At 71.0% G+C, this 20,085-nt stretch carries 11 protein-coding genes; 5 read left to right on the plus strand and 6 right to left on the minus strand.

The genetic code is table 11. The features are described from left to right. Nucleotides 1-26 precede the first annotated feature (26 nt). Entirely contained in the window at nt 27-2,822 is a 2,796-nt protein-coding gene (locus BJ961_RS16575) for a non-ribosomal peptide synthetase (protein WP_271413606.1), read from the minus strand. Continuing rightward, entirely contained in the window at nt 2,822-10,636 is a 7,815-nt protein-coding gene (locus tag BJ961_RS16580; RefSeq protein ID WP_271413607.1) for a non-ribosomal peptide synthetase, read from the minus strand. Before BJ961_RS16580 ends, BJ961_RS16575 begins: the two co-directional genes overlap by 1 nt. Nucleotides 10,637-10,890: 254 nt before the next feature. Here BJ961_RS16580 and BJ961_RS16585 point away from each other — a divergent pair, with 254 nt between their 5' ends. From BJ961_RS16585 to BJ961_RS16605, 5 genes are all read left to right on the plus strand, one after another. Further along, nucleotides 10,891-12,285 carry a class I adenylate-forming enzyme family protein gene (locus BJ961_RS16585; RefSeq protein ID WP_271413608.1) on the plus strand — a complete coding sequence of 465 codons (1,395 nt, stop codon included), beginning with the start codon at nt 10,891-10,893 and terminating at the stop codon, nt 12,283-12,285. After that, entirely contained in the window at nt 12,282-12,527 is a 246-nt protein-coding gene (locus BJ961_RS16590; RefSeq protein WP_271413609.1) for a hypothetical protein, read from the plus strand. The genes BJ961_RS16585 and BJ961_RS16590 overlap by 4 nt, the downstream gene beginning before the upstream one ends. A gap of 172 nt (nt 12,528-12,699) precedes the next feature. Continuing rightward, a complete protein-coding gene (locus tag BJ961_RS16595; RefSeq protein ID WP_271417065.1) occupies nt 12,700-13,614 on the plus strand; it encodes an ABC transporter ATP-binding protein in 915 nt (304 codons plus the stop codon). Continuing rightward, entirely contained in the window at nt 13,611-14,459 is an 849-nt protein-coding gene (locus BJ961_RS16600; RefSeq protein WP_271413610.1) for an ABC transporter permease, read from the plus strand. The genes BJ961_RS16595 and BJ961_RS16600 overlap by 4 nt, the downstream gene beginning before the upstream one ends. Before the next feature lie 111 nt (nt 14,460-14,570). Further along, the gene (locus tag BJ961_RS16605) at nt 14,571-15,398 is read left to right on the plus strand and encodes a TetR/AcrR family transcriptional regulator (protein ID WP_271413611.1); all 828 of its coding nucleotides are present in this window, start codon (nt 14,571-14,573) and stop codon (nt 15,396-15,398) included. Nucleotides 15,399-15,463: 65 nt separating this feature from the next. Here the strand turns inward: BJ961_RS16605 and BJ961_RS16610 are convergent, their stop codons facing one another. From BJ961_RS16610 to BJ961_RS16625, 4 genes are all read right to left on the minus strand, one after another. After that, nucleotides 15,464-16,579: an SIS domain-containing protein gene (locus BJ961_RS16610; RefSeq protein ID WP_271413612.1), complete on the minus strand. Its 1,116-nt coding sequence runs from the start codon at nt 16,577-16,579 to the stop codon at nt 15,464-15,466. Nucleotides 16,580-16,614: 35 nt separating this feature from the next. Further along, entirely contained in the window at nt 16,615-17,358 is a 744-nt protein-coding gene (locus BJ961_RS16615; RefSeq protein ID WP_271413613.1) for an SDR family NAD(P)-dependent oxidoreductase, read from the minus strand. A 63-nt stretch (nt 17,359-17,421) separates the two neighbouring features. Further along, the gene (locus BJ961_RS16620; RefSeq protein ID WP_271413614.1) at nt 17,422-18,660 is read right to left on the minus strand and encodes a cytochrome P450 family protein; all 1,239 of its coding nucleotides are present in this window, start codon (nt 18,658-18,660) and stop codon (nt 17,422-17,424) included. 99 nt (nt 18,661-18,759) lie between these two features. Next, nucleotides 18,760-19,713: a chlorinating enzyme gene (locus BJ961_RS16625; protein ID WP_271413615.1), complete on the minus strand. Its 954-nt coding sequence runs from the start codon at nt 19,711-19,713 to the stop codon at nt 18,760-18,762. Between the last annotated feature and the right edge of the window lie 372 nt (nt 19,714-20,085).

Raw genomic sequence — 20,085 nt, forward strand, 5'->3', positions numbered from 1 at the left:
GATCATGTGGTCGGGGAGTTGGGTGCTCAGGTGGGTGCGCAGGGTGTGGGGGTCGGGTGGGGTGTGGGGGTGGGGACGGTGTAGGCGATGAGGCGGGGGTCGCCGGTGGGGGTGTGGTGGAGTTGGACGGTGGCCTGGGTGATGTGGGGGTGCTGGGTGAGGGCGGTTTCGATTTCTGCGGGTTCGATGCGGTGGCCGCGTATTTTGAGTTGGTGGTCGGTGCGGCCGAGGTATTCGAGGTGGCCGTGGGTGTTCCAGCGGGCGAGGTCGCCGGTGCGGTACATGCGCCGGCCGGGGGGGCCGTAGGGGTCGGCGGTGAAGCGGTGGGCGGTGAGGGCGGGCTGGTTGAGGTAGCCGCGGGCGAGTCCGGGGGTGTTGGTGTAGAGCTCGCCGGGGGTGCCCGGGGGTACGGGTTGGAGGGTGTCGTCCAGGAGGTAGACGCGGACGTTGTCGACGGGCCGGCCCAGGGGTGGGGTGAGGGGCCAGGTGTCGGGGTCGGTGGGCAGGGTGTGGGCGGTGAGGACTTGTGCTTCGGTGGGGCCGTAGTGGTTGTGGAGGGTGCGGGGGGTGTTCCGGTAGAAGCTGCGGGTGCGGGTGCTGGGGGTGAGGGCTTCTCCGGCCTGGGCGATGTGCCGCAGGTCGGGCAGTGGCTGGTGGGTGTCGAGGGCGGCGTCGGTGACGGCTTCGAGCACGGTGTGGGGGGCGAAGAGTTCGTTGACGCGGTGCTCGGCGAGCCAGGCGGTGAAGGCTTCCATGTCGCGGCGGGTGTCCTCGTCGGGGACCATGAGGGTCTTGCCCGTCAGGAGGGTGGACAGGACTTCCTGGACCGACACGTCGAAACTGATCGCGGTGAACTGCGCGGTCCGGGTCCCCGGGCCCCCGCCGAACTGGTCGTGGTGCCAGCGCAGCATGTTCACCACGCCCAGCCCTGTCATCTGCACCGCCTTGGGCCGGCCCGTCGACCCGGACGTGTAGATCACATACGCCGGACTCAGCAGCCCCAGCACCCCCGTCCGCTCCTCGGGAGTCGGATCACCGGCCGGGCACGCGTCGATCAGTGCCGCCGTCTCCGCATCGTCCAGGGCCAGGAGAGGGGTTGCCTCCGCCCGAGGCAGGTGCTCTGCGATGTCCTGGCTGGTGAGGCAGAGGGCGGGGCGGGCGTCGTCGAGCATGAACCGGATACGCGCGGCGGGATGGCCGGGGTCCAGGGGCAGGTGCGCGGCACCGGCTTTGAGGACCGCGAGGATCGCGACGACCTGCGCGGGTGAACGCGGCAGGGCCAGAGCGACCGTGCTCTCCGGACCCACCCCGCGGGCGATCAACGCGTGCGCGAGACGGTTCGCCCGCACGTTCAGCTCCCGGTACGACAACACCTGGGACCCGAAACACACCGCCGGCTCCCCCGGCGTGGCCGCCGCCTGCGCCTCGAACTGATCCGGCAGCAGCACCAGATCACCGGCCCGCCCGGTCCGGTTGCGCTCCTCCAGCAGCAGACCACGCTCCGCCGCACTCGTCACGTCCACGCGGCCCGTCAGAGCCTGAGGACGCTCGGCGATCTCCCCCAGGACCCGCTGGAGACGCTCCAGCAACGCGCGAGCCGTGTCCTGACCGATGAGATCGTCGCGGTAGTCCAGACGCAGATACAACCGCTCACCCGGCGCCACCACCAGCGTCAGCGGATAATGCGTGGCATCCCTGCCCCGCTCCAGCAACGGCCTCACCACCACACCGCTGCCGAGTCCCGCCGCGACATCCCGCGCCGGACCGTCCCACGGATAATTCTCGAACACCATCATCGAATCGAACAGATCCGGGACACCCGCCACCCGCTGGATCTCCGACAGCCCCAGATGCTGGAACGGATCCAACGCCGACCGGCTCGCCTGCAACCCGCCCACCAACTCCGCCAGCGACTGCGACGGCACCAACCGCACCCGCACCGGAACAATATTGATGAACAGCCCGACCATCGACTCCACACCCGGCACCTGCGGACTGCGCCCCGAAACAACCGAACCGAACACCACATCCCGCCGGCCCGTCGCCCGCCCCAGCACCACCCCCCACGCCGCCTCCAGCAGCGTGTTCACCGTCACCCCCAACTCCCGCGCCCGCACCCCCAGCCCACCCGACAACCCCGCCGACGCCTCCACCACCACCCGCCGCGGCAACCGCGGCACCCGCGCCGCCTCCACCCCCACCAACCGCGTCGCCCCGTCCAGCCCCGCAAGCTCCCGCCGCCACGCCCCCCGCGCCGCCCGGACATCCTGACGCCCCAGCCACCCCAGAAACTCCCGGAACGGCGTCACCCGCCCCAGCACCGCACCCGCATACAACGCGAACAGCTCACGCGCCACAATCGGCGTCGACCACCCGTCCAACAACAAGTGATGACTCGTCAGCAGCAGACAATGCCGCTCCCGCCCCAGCCGCACCACCATCAACCGCAGCAACGGACCAGACGCCGGATCGAACCGCCGCCCGTACTCGCGCCGCCCCAACCGCTCCAACTCCACCCGGGCCGCATCCTCACCCAGCCCGCCCAGATCCACCACCGACCACGGCACACACACCTCAGCCGGCACCACCTGCACCGGCTGACCGTCCGACACCTGCGAAAACGACACCCCCAGATTCGGATGCCGCACCACCAACGCCTGCACCGCACCCCGCAACCGCTCCACATCCAACGGCCCCGCAACATCAAACACCTGCTGCACCATGTACACATCAGGACCATCCACGTCATACAACGCGTGAAACAGCATCCCCTCCTGCATGGGCGACAAAGGGAGGATGTCGACCAGGTTCGCGCGGTTCATTACCGACTCCTCCACAGGTCTTCGAGCTGTTCGACGTCGTGCTGGTCCAGTCCGACGAGCGGGAAGTCGGAGGGGGTGAAACCGCCGCTCCCCTGTCCCGAGCCGTGGCGTGCCAGTCCGCGCAGTGCCTGGAACCAGTGGTCCGCGACGGCACGTACGTCGGCCTCGGGCCACATGCCGGGAGCCCAGGTCCAGGTGGCTGTCAGGCGGGGGCCGTCGGCGTGGTCCCGGACGGCCGCGTTGACCTCCAGGCCGTGTGCGAGCGGCAGTCCGGGGTCGCTTCCGCCGACCAGGCCGATCTCGTCCGCCACCTGCCACCGCGGGTGTTCCGGGACGAGCGGGGCGCCGGGTGCGGGGAAGCGGCCCACGTAGTTGAAACCGATCTGGGGGAGGGGCAGTCCTGCCAGTTCCGCCGCCGTGTCGGTGTTCAGATAGCGCAACAGGCCGTAGCCCCTGCCGTGCCCGGGTACGGCGCGCATCTGCTCCTTGACCCGCTTGCAGGCGGCGTCGACGCCGGCCCCGCCGGACGTCACGTCCTCCCAGGCGTGGGCGCCGGGATCGAGCCGGGCCGGGTACAGGCAGGTGAACCAGCCCACGGTGCGGGAGAGGTCGGCACCGCTGCCGTCCTCGTCCCGGCCGTGGCCCTCCACGTCGATGAGGACGCCGCCGTCCTCTCCGTGTCCGCGCTCGCGGCGGAAGTGCCCGAGCGCCAGTGCCAGCGCGGTCAGCAGGACATCCTGGACCCCGGCGTGGAACGCGGTCGGCACACTGGTGAGCAGAGGCTCGGTGACGTCCGGGGGCAGTGTCGTGGTCAACTGCTCGGCGGTGCCAAAAACATCACGCGCGGGGTCCAGGGACCGGGCGGTCATCAGCGGGTCGGCGCCGCTCAGCGTCCGCTTCCACCAGGGCAGTTCGGCGACCACCTCGGGCAGCAGGGCCCGCGAGCGCAGCAGACGCGACCAGCCGCGCACCGATGTGCCGACCGGGTGCAACCGGCCTCCGGTGAGCGCGGCCAGCAGGTCGGGGACCAGGATCCGCCACGACACCCCGTCGACGGCGAGGTGATGCACCAGGATCAACAGCCGACCGGGGCGGCCGGGACCGGCGTCGAACCACACGTACCGGGCGAGCCGTCCCTCCCGCGGCGACAGCCACGCCGTCGCCGCCTCGGCCTCTCGCTCGACGCACGTCCGCAGTTGGCCGGCGGAGTGTCCGGTCACGTCGACGACGTGCACCGACTCCGACGCGGAGACCGTGCCCGCCGGGCGGATCTCCAGTGATCGGCGCTCACCCGGTGTGGCGGGTGCCAGGCGCCCGCGCAGTGCGTCGTGGTGGCGGGTCAGCGTGGCGACGGCGGCGACAAGGGCGTCCCGGCCCAACCCGTCCGGGGTCCGCAGCAGCAGTGACTGGGAGAACCGCTCGATGGGACCGCCCCGGTCCTCCAGCCAGCACATGATGGGGGAGGGCTGGACGACTCCGTCACCGTGTCCGCTCTCCTCGGGCGGGCGCGGCGCGGACAGGTCGCCGACGACCTCGGCCAGCCGCGCGGCCGTACGGTGCTCGAAGACGTCCCGTACGCCTGCGTCCAGGCCCGCGGCGCGAGCCTGGGAGACCAGCCGGATCGACAGGATGCTGTCCCCGCCGAGGGCGAAGAAGTCGTCGTCGGGGCCGACCGCGGCGAGTCCGAGGGCCTGGGAGAACAGGTCGCACAGCAGCTTCTCGCGAGGGGTGCGGGGCTCCCGGCGGCCCGTGACTGGCGCCGCGGGCTCGGGCAGGGCGGCCCGGTCCACCTTCCCGTTGGGCGTCAGGGGGAGTTCCGGCAGCGCGACGAAGGCCGAGGGCACCATGTAGTCGGGCAACCGTTCGGCGGCGTGGGCCCGCACGGCGGCCGTGTCGGTGCCCGTGACCACGTAGGCCACCAGACGCGGGCCGCCGGTGTGGTCCGGGCGGGCGAGGACCGCCGCGCGCACCACGTCCGGATGGCCGGTGAGTACCGCTTCGATCTCGGCCGGTTCGATCCGGAAGCCGCGGAGCTTGACCTGGTCGTCGGAGCGTCCGGTGAACTCCAGGTCGCCCCCGCCGGTCCACCGCACCAGGTCGCCGGTGCGGTACATCCGGGTGCCCGGCGGCCCGAACGGATCGGCGACGAACCGCTCCGCGGTCAGCGCGGGCTGCCCGACGTAGCCGCGAGCCACACCCGATCCGGCGATGTACAGCTCGCCGACGACGGCCTCGGGCACCGGATGCAGATCGGTGTCCAGGACGCGGACCAGGTTGCCCGCCATGGGGCGGCCGATCGGTATGCCCGCGGCGTCCGAGAACGGGGCGCGCGTCGGCCGGCAAGTGGCGAACGTGGTCGTCTCCGTGGGGCCGTAGCCGTTGACCACCACCGTGTCGGGGCAGGCGGCGAGGACCCTGCCGACCGCGGAGGGCGACAGCGCCTCACCGCCCGCCCAGACCTGCCGCACCGCGGCGAAGCAGTCCGGCTCGTGTTCCGCCATCAAGTCGAACAACGCGGCGGTCAGCCACAGACCGGTCACCCCGGAACCGCCGATCAGCTCCGCCAGCGCGGGCACGTCCAGGTCGCCAGCGGGTGCGACGACGATCCGGCCGCCCCTCAGCAGGGGCACCCACAGCTCGTACGTGGACGCGTCGAAGGCCAGGGGGGAGTGGAGCAGTACCCGCTCGTGGGCGGCGTCCGACCAGCAGGGGTCCGAGGCGAGTCCGACGATGTTCGCGTGGGTGACGGCGATGCCCTTGGGCCGGCCGGTGGAACCGGAGGTGTACATGATGTAGGCGGCGTCGGCCGGCTCGGCGGGCACACCGGGGTTCGTGGCCGGGCCGGTCGCCGTGACCGGGTCGTCCACGTCGAGGTGGGGCACACCGTCCGGCGCGGCGGCGCCCGCCGCGGTGACCACCAGGACGGACCGGGACTCGCGCAGTACGAGTTCCCGTCGCGCCCGGGGGAGCCGGGAGTCCAGGGGCACGTAGGTGGCGCCGGCCTTGAGTACCGCGAGGATCGCGACCACCGCGTCGACGGACCGGTCGAGCCGCAGCGCGACCGTGTCGCCCCGCCCCACTCCGCGAGCCCGCAAGGTGTGGGCGAGCCGGTTCGCGCGGGCGTTGAGGGCGGAGCGGGTCAGGGTGGTGCCCCCGGAGACGACCGCCACCGCGTCCGGTTCGGCGTCGGCGAGTGCCTCGAACAGGGCCGGCAGACCTCGGTCGGGGGCCGGACGGCTCGGTCCGGTGCCCTGGCGGAGAATCCGTTCCCGCTCCGCCGGCGTCAGCAGCGAGGCCCGCCCCACCGGGACGTCGGGTGCGGTGACGGCGGCGTCGAGCAGACGCACCCAGCGCTCCCACAGGGTCCGGACGGTTCCCGGTTCGAACAGGTCGCCGGCGTACTCGACGAGCCCGTGGACACCGGCCGGCCGGCCCTCGGCGTCGTACTCCTCGGTGAGACTGAGGAAGAGGTCGAACTTGGCGGTGCCGGTGCGGCCCAGCTCCGACGACACCCGCAGGCCCGGCAGCGTGAAGTCGGGGGCGCCGGCGTTCTGCAGCGCCAGCACGACCTGGAACAGCGGGTGGTGGGCCAGGGAACGCGTGGGACTGAGCACCTCGACGAGGTGCTCGAACGGCACGTCCTGGTGGGCGTGGGCGGCCAGCGCCGCCTCCCGCACCCTGGCCACCAGCTCGGTGAACGACGGGTTGCCCGACGTGTCGGTGCGGATGACCTGGGTGTTGACGAACAGGCCCACCAGATCGTCGAGCGCCGGGTCGGTCCGGCCCGCGATCGGGCTGCCGACCGGGACGTCCGGGCCGACGCCGAGCCGGGACAGCAGGGCGGCCAGTCCCGCCATCAGCACCATGAACAGGCTCGCGTTGCCGGCCCGGGCCGTCTCCAGCAGCCTGCGGTGCAGGTCCGCGCCGATCGAGGCGGCCACGTAGTCGCCGCGGTGGGAGGCGACGGCGGGCCGCGGTCGGTCGGTGGGCAGGTCGACGCACTCCGGCAGGCCCGCCAACTGCCCCTTCCAGTAGTCGACCTGGGCGGCGAACAGGCTGTCCGCGTCCTCGGGGTCTCCGAGCAGGTCCCGCTGCCACAGGGTGTAGTCGGCGTACTGCACCGGGAGTTCGGGCAGCTCGGGCGGCTCGCCCCGGCTGCGGGCGCCGTAGGCGGTGGCCAGGTCCCGGGAGAGGGGGCCGATGGACCAGCCGTCGGCGGCGATGTGATGCAGCACGAGCAACAGGACGTGCTCGTGCGACGAGAGCGTGAGCAGCTCGGCCCGGACCGGCGGCTCGACGGCGAGGTCGAACCGGCGGCGGGACGCCTCGGCCACCCGCGCCGTCAGGTCCGCCCGGCCGGCCTCCCGTTCGACGAACGGCGTCACGACCTCGGCCAGCACCACCTGGCGGGCGGCGCCGTCCCGTTCGCGGACGACGGTGCGCAGACTCTCGTGCCGGGCGACGACGTCCCCCAGCGCCGCCCGCAGCGCGGCGCGGTCCACCTGCCCCGACAGCCGCAGCACGAACGGCGTGTTGTAGGTGGCGTTCGGCCCGTCGAGCTGGTGCAGGAACCACAGCCGCCGCTGCGCGAACGACAAGGGCAGCGTGGCCGGGCGCGCGGCCCGGACCAGCGCCGGACGGGCGGGCGCCGCGTCGTCCAGGCGCCGGGCGATCTCGGCCGGAGTCGCCGACTCGAACAGGGCGCGCAGCCCCAGTTCCAGCCCGTAGGCCGCCCGCAGCCGTCCGGTCAGCCGGGTCGCCAGCACCGAGTGACCGCCCAGATCGAAGAAGTTGTCGTCGGCACCGACCTCGGCCACACCGAGGATCTCGGCGAACAGCTCGCACACGACCTGTTCGCGCGGTGTCCGGGCCGGTTTCCTCGGCCCCTGCGCGGGGGCGTGTTCCGGCGCGGGCAGCGCCGCCCGGTCGAGTTTGCCGTTCGGCGTCAGGGGGAGCCGGCCGATCAGGACCACCGACGCGGGCACCATGTGCTCGGGCAGCCGGCCGCGGGCGAAGGCGCGCAGGTCGTCCGGTCGTGCCCCGGTCCCCGGGGCGGGCACCACGTAGGCCACGAGCCGGTCGTCGTCGCGCCGGTCCCGGCGGACCAGCACCGCCACCTGGGCGACACCCTCGTGCTCCGCCAGAGCGGCCTCCACCTCGCCGGGCTCGATGCGGAAGCCGCGGACCTTCACCTGGTCGTCGGACCGGCCCTGGTACTCGAGCAGTCCGTCCGTGTTCCAGCGGGCCACGTCCCCGGTGCGGTACATGAGGGTGCCGGGCGGCCCGTAGGGGTCGGCGACGAACCTCTGCGCGGTCAGCCCCGGGCGGCGCAGGTAGCCCCGGGCCAGTCCGGCGCCGGCGACGTACAGTTCGCCCGCGGCACCCGGCGGAACGGGTTGCAGGCCCGGATCCAGGACGTAGGTGCGAAGGTCGGGCAGCCCGGTGCCGACGACGCTTGTCTCCGTGGCCGCCTGCGCGCTGTCCAGTTCGTGCCGGGTGACGTGCACGGTGGTCTCGGTGATGCCGTACATGTTGACCAGCGTCGGCGCGCGGTCCGCATGGCGTTCGTACCAGGGCCGCAGCCGGTCCGGGCGCAGTGCCTCGCCGCCGAAGACGACCGTGCGCAGCACCAGCCCCTCGCCCGGCGCGGGATCCTCGCGATCCGCCTGCATCAACTGGTAGAAGGCGGACGGCGTCTGACTGAGGACCGTGACACGCTCGTCGACCAGCAGCCGCAGCAACTGCCCCGGCGTGCGGCTGACCTCGTACGGCACGACGACCAGACGCGCCCCGTGCAGCAGCGCGCCCCAGATCTCCCAGGTGGAGAAGTCGAAGGCGGCCGAGTGGAACAGCGTCCACACGTCCCGGCCGTCGAAGGCGAACCGTTCCCGCGTCGCGTCGAACAATCGGACGACGTTGCGATGGGTGACGAGTACGCCCTTGGGGCGGCCGGTGGAGCCCGAGGTGTAGATGACGTACGCGGGGTGCTCCGGCCGCAGTGGGCGCAACCGGTTGCCGTCGGCGGGGTCCGCGTCCGGCCGGGTGGCGAGCAGGGCGGCCGTGGCGGGCTCGTCCGGCACGATTGTCCGGATGCCGGCCGACAGCGACGGTGCGGTGCCGGGATCGGTGACGACCAGGACCGGCTCGGCGTCCGCCAGCATGTACGCCAGCCGGGACTCCGGGTAGGCGGGGTCGAGCGGCAGATAGGCCGCTCCCGTCTTGGTGACGGCCAGCAGCGCGACGATCAGCTCCACGGAGCGTGGCAGGGCCAGCGCGACGATCCGTTCCGGTCCGGCCCCGCGGGCGATCAGCAGATGTGCGAGGCGGTTCGCCCGCCGGTTCAGCTCGCCGTAGGACAGCCGGATACCACCGAGGGAGAGGGCCGGTGCGTCGGGGGCGGCCGCGGCCCGGACCTGGAACAGCTCCGGCAGGGTGGCGCCGCGCGCGGGTGCCGCGACGGGCGGCAGCAGCAGCCGGCGGCGTTCGGCAGCGGTCAGGAGGTTGATCCGGCCCACGGGGGAGTGCGGGTCGGTCTCGGTGACCGCGTTCAGCAGGGTCAGGAACCGGTCCCGGTGCGCCGTGAGCGTCTCCTGGTCGCAGACCTCGGGGTGCGCGGTCAGGTCGACCTGGAGGCCGGAGCCGTCCCGCCGGTCCCACACGGCGATCGTCAGGTCGCCCACGAGACCGGAGGAGAGGTTGTGCACGGTGGCCGGACGGCCGGCGAACCGCAGGTCGTAGTCGAACGACATGACGTTGACCAGCGGTGCGTAGCGGGCCGCGACCCGGTCCGGCAACTCGATGTCCCGGTGCACGTCCTCCCCGCGGTACCGCTGGTGGGACACGACGTCACGGACCCGGTCGCTCACCTGCTCGACCAGTTCGGCGATGCTCAGCTCCGGCCGGACCGACACGCGCAGCGGCAGGACGTTCGACGTCATGCCCGGCGTGCGGCGCAGTACGACGTCGGTGCGCGCCGCGACGGGCAGTCCCACCACCACGTCGCGGGCGCCGGTCATCCGGTGCACGTAGGCCGTGGCCGCCGCGATCGCCGGCTGGGACCACGGCACCCTGGCCCGGCGCGCGACCTCCCGCATGCGCTCCAGGCGGGACTGGTCGAGCCAGGCGGTGCTGCGCAGCAGCCGCGTGGGTGTCGTCCGCGAGGGGGTGACGAGCCGCGGGGTCTGCGGCCGGTCGGTGAACAGACCGGACCAGAATCTCCGGTCCTCGGAGAACCGACCGGAGGCGCGGTAGTCGGAGTCGCTGTCGAGCAGTCCGCGTAGCGAACCGAAGGGCGAATCGCCGCAGGGCCGCCCCTCGGCGAAAGCGGTGTAGACGTCCGCCACGCGCCGGGCGATGAGCTGGGCGCCGAAGGCGTCCATGACGATGTGGTGGTAACTGTGGTACCAGATGCGGCAGTCGGCGCCGAGGTCGATCAGCGCGTGCCGGAACAGTGGGCCGCGGGCGAGGTCCATCGGCCGGCGGATGTCCTGCTCCATCCACGCCGTCGCCGCGGCCGAGGGATCGGCCTGCCCGCCGACGTCGATGTGCGGCAGCGGCCAGTCGGCCGCCCGCCGTACGATCTGCTGGGCGTCGTCGCCGGATTCGACGAACCGGACGTGCAGGGCGTCGACCTCGCCGACCGTCCGACGCACCGCGCGTTCGAACAGTTCGGGATCGAGCGGGCCATTGATCCGCACGTATTCCCCGACCCGGTACACACTGTTCGTGGATTCCAGGCGCTGCTCGGCGAACCAGATCTCACGCTGTGCGGCCGACAGGGAAAGAATCGCACCGTCGGGCTCACGACCAGACAATCTTCAGCCTCCGGTTGCGTAGAGCCACCTGATTTCAGAACTCCGGCGGGAGAAATACAGACGGTTGTTGTGCGACAGCCGGTGATCTCACGATCCGGGCACGGCCCGAACCTAACACGGCGCTTCCGGGAGTCAATGTCGGAAGCGGGGCGCGGGCAGCCGTTGTTGTCCCGCCGGCGGGACACTGCTTTTTACCCGGCCGTCCATAATGGCCATGCTGGCTTCCCGATACTTCCAGCCGGTGAGGGAGAGGCATGGAAAAGGCGTCCTGGTGGGGCACATCATTGCTGGAGGCCGGTGCGGACCGGTATCCCTGGGTTATTTCGCGTACCGAGGAATCCCGTTCCGAACTGCGCTCCGCGGTGGCCGGACTCGGCCGTGCGTTCGCCGACCACGGGATGGGCCCCGGCAGCACGGTCCTGCTGCGGATGCGTCCGAGCCTCACCTGTCTGCGCGTGCTGCTGGCTCTGTGGAGCCGGGGCGCGCAGGTGATACTGGTGGATTTCCGGTCGTCCGGCGCCGAGTACCAACCGCTCGTCGATCTTCTGCGACCGCAGTACACCATCGACTCCGACGCGTACACCGGGCCGGCGACCGGGCTGGCGGACGAGGTCCCCTTCCGTGTCCGTTCCCGGCCGACCGGGGTGCCCGCGACGTCGGACGCCTGCCTCGTCCAGTTCAGTTCCGGCTCGACCGGCCGGCCCAAGGTGATCGGCCGCACCCCCCAGTCGCTGCTCGCCGAACTCGGCCGGCACGCCGCGTTGGCGGAACTGCCGGGCGCCGGCGACCGCGTACTGGTGCTCAACTCCCTCGTCCACACGATGGGCCTGGTCACCGGGGTGCTGTACGCGCTTCAGGCGGGCGCGACGGTGGTGCTGCCGCCCGCGCCCACCCCGTCCGACGTGCTGGAGACGGCACGGCGGACCGGGGCCGTCGCGATCTACGGAGTGCCGGCCCACTTCGAACTGCTGACCAGGACCGCGCAGGCGCCCCCGCTGCCCGCGCTGCGGCTGGCGGTCACCGGCGGCGAACGGCTGCCCGTCGACGTGTACGAGGAGTTCCACCGCCGCTACGGAGTACCGCTCGGCCAGGTGTACGGCGTCACCGAGACCGGACTGCTCGCGGCCGGCCTGCACGGACCGAGGCCGCCGGCGCTGGGCGCGTTGGTGCCGGGAGTCGAGGCGAAGGTCGTCGACCAGGAACTGCACGTGCGCCTCGACCGGTCCCCGTACCTGCTCGACGACCAGCCGGACCGGTACGCGGACGGCTGGCTGCGCACCTTCGACCGTTTCACCGCGGACGACACCAGCGGCGAACTGAGCATCCTCGGCCGCGCCGACTCCCTCGTCACCATCGGCGGCCTGAAGGTCGACCTCGCCGAGGTGGAGACGGTGCTGCGGCAGCACCCCGCCGTCCGTGAGGCGGTCGTGCTGCACCACGAGGTGATCGAGGCGTACGTCGGGGGCGAGACGGCGCCCGAGCCGGGCGAACTCATCGCCTGGTGCCGGGAGCGGCTGAGCGCGGTCAAGATCCCCAAACGCTTCCTCGCGGCCCCCGCCCTGCCCCGCAACAAGACCGGCAAGCTCTCCCGCGACCGGAGTGCCATCCGGTCCGCCCTGTGCCCCGACCCCGGAGGAGCAACCCAGTGATCAGCAAGGAAGAGATCAGGGAGATCCTCTCCCAGAGCCGTTCGTTGGCACTGTCCGCCGACATCGGTGACGACGGGGAGTTCGTCATGGACTCCTTCACCATGGTCACCCTCCAGGCATGTCTGGAGGACCGCCACGGCATACGCCTGGACCCGCGGTTCGACGAACTGCCGCTGCTGAACTCCGTCAACGAGATCCACGCGTACCTGCTCGAACGCTTCCCCGACCGCATGGCCCGCTGAAGCGGCCGACCCCTCTCCTCCCGCTCCCCGGACCGCGGCGTGCCGTCGGTGCCGGGGAGCTTCGCGTGCTAACGTTTTACGCTGTAATGAGATAGAGGAAAGGGGGAGCGACGTGAGTGCGGAGCAGACGGACCGGGCGGACCGACCCGCCATCGAGATCTCGGATCTGCGCATGACCTACGGCTCCACGACCGTGCTCCACGGGGTGAACTTCGAGGTCGCCCGGGGCGAGGTGGTCGCGCTGCTCGGCCCCAACGGCGCCGGGAAGTCGACGACCATCGAGATCCTCGAGGGCTTCCGCATGCGCTCGGCCGGCGACGTGCGCGTCCTCGGGACCGATCCCGCCCTGGGCGACGAGGCATGGCGGGCCCGGCTGGGCGTGGTGCTCCAGTCCTGGCGGGACCACGCGAAGTGGCCGGTGCGGGCCTTCCTGGCCCACTACGGCTCCTTGTACGCGCCGTACTCCACCGAGCGGTACGCGCGTCCGCGCGACGTGGACGAACTCCTCGACGTCGTCGGGCTCACCGACCAGGCAGGCCGCCTCGTCGGGCAGCTGTCCGGCGGTCAGCGGCGCCGACTGGACGTGGCCATCGGCATCGTCGGCCGGCCCGAGGTGCTGTTCCTCGACGAACCGACCGTGGGCTTCGACCCCGAGGCACGCCAGGACTTCCACGGGCTGGTGCGCCGGCTCGCCGGGACGGAGGGCACCACGATCCTGCTGACCACCCACGACCTCGACGAGGCCGAGAAGCTGGCGGACCGCATCGTGATCCTGGCCAAGGGGCGGATCGTGGCCGACGCCACGCCGCAGGAGCTGATCCGGCAGGTGGAGAACAGCGCCGAGGTGCGCTGGGTCCAGGAGAACGAACCGTTCACGACGTCGACGCGGACGCCGACCCGCTTCGTCCGCGACCTGTTCGAGCGGCACGGCGCCGCGATCGACAAGCTGGAGGTCCGCCGCGCCACCCTGCAGGACACCTACCTGGCCATGGTGCACGCCGCCGAGACGGGCCGGGACGACGCCGGGATCGCCGTGCTCGGCGGACCCCGGACGGGAACGCAGCCGATCGCGGAGGTGTCCTCATGAGCGTGACCGCCACCGCCACCGCGGTACGCAGCGGACTGACGGCGGGCCGGATCGAGACCCGCCAGTCGCTCGCCAACGCCCAGGACGTCGTCGGCATGCTGTTCATCCCGGTCGTCCTGCTGGTCGTCGCCCTCCTCAGGCGCGGTTCGGACATCGGCGGCACGGGCTTCTCGCTCGGCTCGACCACCCTCGCCGGACTGCTGGGGATGATCCTCGCCTTCAACGGGTTCCAGGCCGTGGCCTTCAACCTGCTGATGGAACGCGAGGACGGCACCCTCCTGCGGGCCAAGGCCGCTCCGAACGGCATGATCGCCTATCTGATCAGCAAGATCGTCCACTCGGCCGCGACGACCCTGATCACGACCGCCCTGCTGCTGGTGCCCGGCGTGCTGCTGTTCGACGGGGTGAGCCTGGACAGCTTCGGCTCCTGGTTCACGCTGGTCTGGGTCCTCGCGCTCGGGATGCTCGCCACGATGCCGATCGGCGCCGTCCTGGGATCCGTGCTCACCAGCCCCCGCAACATCAGCGTGGTCATGTTCCCCCTTCTCGCCCTCTTCGGGATCTCGGGCATCTTCTTCCCGATGACCGAGGCACCGGAATGGCTCCAATGGATCGCGCAGGTCTTCCCCGTCTACTGGCTGGGACTCGGCATGCGCGCCGCATTGCTGCCGGACGCGTTCGCCGCGGTGGAGATCGGCGATTCCTGGCGGTACGTCGAGACGTTCTGCGTACTGGGCGCATGGACGGCCATCGGATTTCTGCTGGCCCCCGTGGTGCTACGTCGAATGGCCCGCAAAGAATCCGGATCCGCTGTCGCGGAACGCCGTAAAGCGTCCATGCAGTAAAGATCGCCGCGGGGCCGCTGTGGAATTCATCGGCCCGCACGAGGTCGGACCGCCGGGAAGCCGTACGGTAAGGTCATCGCCGTTCGGTTCCGTACAAGTCAAGGGGATGTGGTGATGGTTTTCGCCGGGCAGGGAGATTTCCGTCGTTCCTTGGCCCTGTTGTGGCGCACCCCCGGCGCCGCCGCCCCTCGCACCGGCCCGGGCCCACGGCCCGGACTGACCGTGGACGGGATCGTCGACGCCGGCATCGCCGTCGCCGACGCCTCCGGGATCTCCGCCGTCTCCATGCGCGAGGTCGGCAGGCGTGTGGGGCGCACCGGAATGGCCCTCTACACGTATGTGCCCAGCAAGGACGAACTGGTCGACCTCATGTACGACCGGTCCCTCGCCGAACTCCCCACCGACTACGACCTCGGAGCCGGCTGGCGGTCCGCCCTGGCGGCCTGGATGCACGACTACTGGGCGTTCTGTCTGCGCCACCCCTGGACCCTCCAGGTCTCGCAGGCACGCCCGGTCCTCGGCCCGAACGAGAACACCATGCTGGAGACGGTGCTGCGCATCCTCTTCACCACAGGGCTGAGCGCCGGCGTGCTGCGGCGGGTCGTCGGCACCCTGATCAACTACATCCGCGGCGCCGCCCAGACGGTCGTCGACTCCCGGCAGGCGGCCGCCGCGACCGGGGTGACCGACGAGGACTGGTGGTCGGCGCGTTCCGCCGCCTTCACCGAGATCGTGCCCGACTTCGCCGAGCGCTTCCCCATGGTGGTCCGCCTGTCCGCGGAGTCGGAGGCGGGGGCGCCGGCCGACCCGGACCAGCCCTACCTGGAGCGGGAGGCCACGGAAGCGTTCGACGCCGGCCTGGCAGTCCTGCTGGACGGGGTCGAGGCCACCGTCCGGCAGCACGGGCTGCCCGGAGCACCGGTGGCCGAGGGGGCCTGACGCGAGGCCGGACGGGCACCGCGGACCGTTTGCCGCGGTGCCCGTCCGGCCTCGTTCGCCGTCCGTCAGTTCGGGCTCTTCGCCATGGCGGCCTCGGCGCGGATCCGGCTCGTGTGGTACCACGGGTTGCCGGCGGCCTCGGAGATCAGATCGCGCGACCTGGTGTCGTACATCCTGCCCAGGTGCAGCGCGGTGTGCTGGACGAACTCCAGCGCCGTGAAGTACTTGCGCATGAACGTCGGCTGGTCGAGGGCGATCTCGGTCACCGACACGTTCCGGTTCTGCGGGATGTCCTGCCTCAGGAGCCGGACGAGGTTGTCCATCTTCTGCCGCGTGTACGCGTCGTCCTCGCTGTCGCGGAACAGCAGGACGCTGTGCCTGCGCTCCGGATCGGACAGGGTCGCGACCTCGCTGTGGCAGAACTCGTGGAAGAAGTTCCGGGTCGCCGGCACCATCGCCATCTCGTTGAAGTGCATCTTGGCGAGCTTGAGAAGGCTCATGTACCACTTCGGCGACGACAGCATGATGATGTTGGCGTCCTTGGAGTTCCGCGCGGTGGTCCGCGCCGCCTCCTCCAGCGCCGGGGTGAAGTCCGTGCCCAGGTCGGCTGCGAGAGCCGCGACCTCCGCACGGTGATCGTCCTTGATCAGCCCCAGCCGCGGGAACATGTCCAGCAGGATCGCGAAGTACTGGCCGACGTGGAAGAGCGGGTACTCCCGGTCCGGCTCGCTCAGCTCCCAACGCGCCACCGACACCCCCGCCTCCCGGCCCAGCTCGCCGAGGCGGCCGCCGGAGGTCAGCAGCAGCGTGCGGTGGTAGCGCCCCGCCAGCGCGTGGAAGACCCGCACCGGCTCCTCGGAGTGCCCGCTGTAGGAGCTGATGACGAACAGGGTCCCCTCGTCGTCGACCACCGACTGGGGGACGAGGTAGGGGAAGTCGTAGTCGTTGAAGACCAGCACCTCCACGCCCGCGCCCACCGCGTTGAGGAACGTCCCGATGACATCGGAGACGATCGCGGAGCAGCCCATCCCGGAGAAGACGATGCGATGGAACTGACCACTCTCGATGCGCTTCCTGAGATCGGGAGTGATCTCGGCGACCGAGTACTCACCGGATTTCAGGAAGTCCGAGCGATACCTGATCTTGAGGAAATCGGCATACCGGTCGAGGCGTGCGAACATTCAGGGCTCTTCTCTCTCGAACAGGACGATGACTGCTACCACATGAACTGGCCGCCGTCGACGATGAGTTTCTGGCCCGTGACGTAACGGGCCCCCTCGCCCACCAGGAACTCCAGGGCGTCCGCCATCTCCTCCGGCGTACCGATCCGCCGCTGCGGGATCTCGGCGAGGAGATCGGCGCGCGCCGTCGGATCGGCGACCCGGAACCGGGTGCGCATCTCCTCCGTGTCGATCATCCCCGGGATCAGGGAGTTGACCCGGACGGCCGGAGCCAGCTCCAGGGCGAGGCACTTGGTGAGATGCATCAGCCCCGCCTTGCTCGCGCAGTAGTTGACGCCGTCGAGCCGGGGCCGGATGGCGGTCGTCGCCCCCACGTTGACGACACTGGCGCCGCCCTCCAGTTCGAGCATGGCCGGCGCGAACGCCTTCGTCAGGTAGAACGGACCGGACAGATTGGCGTCGAGAACCTGCTGCCAGTCGGAGTCCGACATCTCCAGGAACGGCCCGTCGAGGTTGCGGCCCGCGTTGTTGACGAGCACCCGGGGTGCGCCGTGCGCGGCGAGCACACGCTCGGCGAAGGCGGCCACCGCGTCGGGGTCGGCCACGTCGAGCCGGACCGTCTCGACCCGGTCTCCGAGCTCGTCGCTCAGCAGGTCCGCGGCGGCCTTGTCGGCGCGGTACACCGCGACGACGTGGTGTCCGAGGCGGGCCAGGCGCCGACTGAGCGCCACCCCGATTCCCTTGGTGCCTCCGGTGACGACAGCGATGCGGTCGGGCATGGTCCTCTCACCGTTTCCTCGGGGTCTGGACGGGCGGGGGAGTGGGACGTCTGCGCGCGCGGGTCATCCGAGGACGACCGGCAGTTCGCGGTAGCGGGTCCACAACGGCATCTCCTCCAGGGCGAGGTCACCGCGGTCGACCGCGAGCGTGAGACCGGGGTGACGCTCGAACAGCACCTGCAGTGCCACCCGGGCCTCCATCCGGGCCAGGTTGGCGCCCAGGCAGAAGTGCACGCCGTGGCCGAAGCCGAGGTGCGGGTTGGGGGAGCGGGTGATGTCGAAACGGTCGGGCTCCGTGAAGACCTCCGGGTCCCGGTTGGCCGCGGCGAGCAGCGGAATCACCGACGCCCCGGCCGGCACGGTCTGCCCGTGCCACTCGATGTCCTCCACCGCCGTGGCGGGCCGCGTGCCGGTGATGGGCGGCACGAAGCGCGCCACCTCCTCCAGCGCGGACCGCCACAGCGCCGTGTCGTCCGGGGCCGCACGCAGCAGGCCCAGCTGGTCCGGATGGTCGAGAAGGGTGGCCACCGCGTTGGTGATCAGGTTGTACGTGGTCTCGTAACCGGCCGTCACCAGGCTGAACACCATGGCGACCAGCTCCGTGTCGTCCAGCCGGTCGCCGGCTTCCTCCGCCTCGATCAGTCCGGTGACGAGGTCGTCCCCGGGCTCGGCGCGCTTGCGGGCCACCAGGTCGCGGGTGACGGCGACAAGATCGCGGATCTGCGCCTCCCAGTCCTCCTGGGAGCCGCTGAACCCGCTCATCAGCGCCGTGACCCCCTGCTGGAACCGGGCACGGTCCTCGACGCCGACGCCCACCAGGTCCGCGATGACCGTGTAGGTGACCGGCAGCGCGAACTCCTGGCGCAGATCGACCGGGCCCTGCCCGCCGGCCTCCCGGAGGGCGTCGAGCCGCTGTTCGGCCAGCACCCGGACCTGTGCGCCCAGACGCTCGATCCGCTTCGGCGTGAAGGGCGCGGCCACCAGGGTGCGCAGCCGTCGGTGCTCGTCCCCGTCCTTCATGTCCAGGGTGGCGGAACTGACCAGACGCATGTGCTCCGGGACGTCCGCGCCCGGCGGAGGACCGTAGGGAGACCGCAGCAGACGCGGATCGGTGAGCATCGCCTTGCAGTCCGCGTACCGCGAGACCACCCAGATGTCCTGCGCGAACGCGCCGAAATCCAGCGTGACCCGCCCCACCGGCGCATGCTCCCGCAGCCAGGCGTAGTGGGCGGGCGGGTCGGCGGCGAACTCGGGACCGCCCATGACGATCGGAAGGGTCACGGCGCTTGGGGTGACGGTCATAGGGGAGTGCTCCTCCAGGCGTGGTGCGCAGCACAGGACCGGCCGTGGAGGCACCCGCGGGGGGTCCCTCCGGCCGGCCTCGGGCGGTCGGGGTCCGGTTCAGCGCAGGAAATCGGAGATCGGGGTGCCGTGCAGCGACTCCCGCAGGATCTTGTTGTGGCCGCTGTCGTCCTCGCCGTGGACCAGAACCGCGCCCCACTTGTCGAGAGGGATGCTCCCGCCGTACTCCTCCACCCGGTCGGTGTCCGGGTAGACCCGCACGCTCGACGGGACGTAGCGGGTCGCGAAGCCCATCCGGTGACTCTTCGCCGTGGTGTTGGGACGCGAAGCGTGCATCAGCGTCGACCAGAAGATGATGCACTGGCCGCGCTCCATCACCAGGTCGAAGGCGTCCTCCTCCGCCGGCTTCCAGTCCGGGTCGATCTGGAGCTGCCGGTAGTCGTACCCGAAGAAGCCACGCGGAACGCCGTCCTTGACGTGCGCGTTGATCTGCGCCGTGTCGTACGTCATCCGCTTGGTCTCGTCGTAGTTCATACGACGGTGCGAGCCGGGGATGACCTGGAGGCAGCCGTTCTCCCGGGTGGCGTCGGTGAATCCCGTCCACACCGTGATGGTGCCCTTGCCGAACTCGCTCTCCGTCTCACCGGGCCACAGGATCTGCGGCTTGCCGCTGGCGTTCGCGAACGTGTCCGCCTGGTGCCAGTCGGTCCCCTCGTCCCCGGGGTACTTCGGGAAGAACTCGGTGCGCCAGCACAGGACGTTGGGCCCGAGGATGGACGCCACGCGTTCGGTGATCTTCCGGTTGCACACGTGCTGGAGGAGCAGGTCGACGTCCAGGTGACGGTCGTAGTTCGCGATGTTCGTCGCCCCCGACATCGCCTCGTCGACCGGGTAGGCGGCCTTCGAGCGGTCGAGGATCTCGCGCCTGGCACGGCGCCACAGCGCGTCCATCTCCTCCGGCGTGTAAACCGTGATCGGCCCGATGTAGCCGTTTTCGTGGAAGAAGTCGAGCTCGGTTTCCGAGAGCTGCCACTGCGTGGTTTCAAGTGTCATACTTAATTCTCTCCGGAGGCGTCCTCGAATTACTGGTGGACGGTTGCGGGGCACGTCGGTCAATGCGATGACGGAGGAGCGGAGTGTCGACGTCCCGGATGCGTTCGATGTCCGGCGGATCCAAAACCTAACCGGGCACCCGAATGATTGTCGACGCGGACGCCGACTCGCAAGAGCGTCGTCCTGTCCCGCCGGCGGGACACCGCAAGCGGCAGTTGTACCGCACATGACCTGCCTCTCGGTCCCGATCGCGGTCGCCCGCGACCCATTCCGCCGCGCGTTCCCCGGGCTTGTCCGGTGTCCCGCCCGCCGTTACGTTCGGCCGAAGCGAATGGGCTCGATATCGCGTATTCATTCTGAAGCCCGACCGTA

Origin of the sequence: Streptomyces lienomycini (assembly GCF_027947595.1) — a bacterium.
Taxonomy (GTDB): Bacteria; Actinomycetota; Actinomycetes; order Streptomycetales; family Streptomycetaceae; genus Streptomyces; species Streptomyces lienomycini.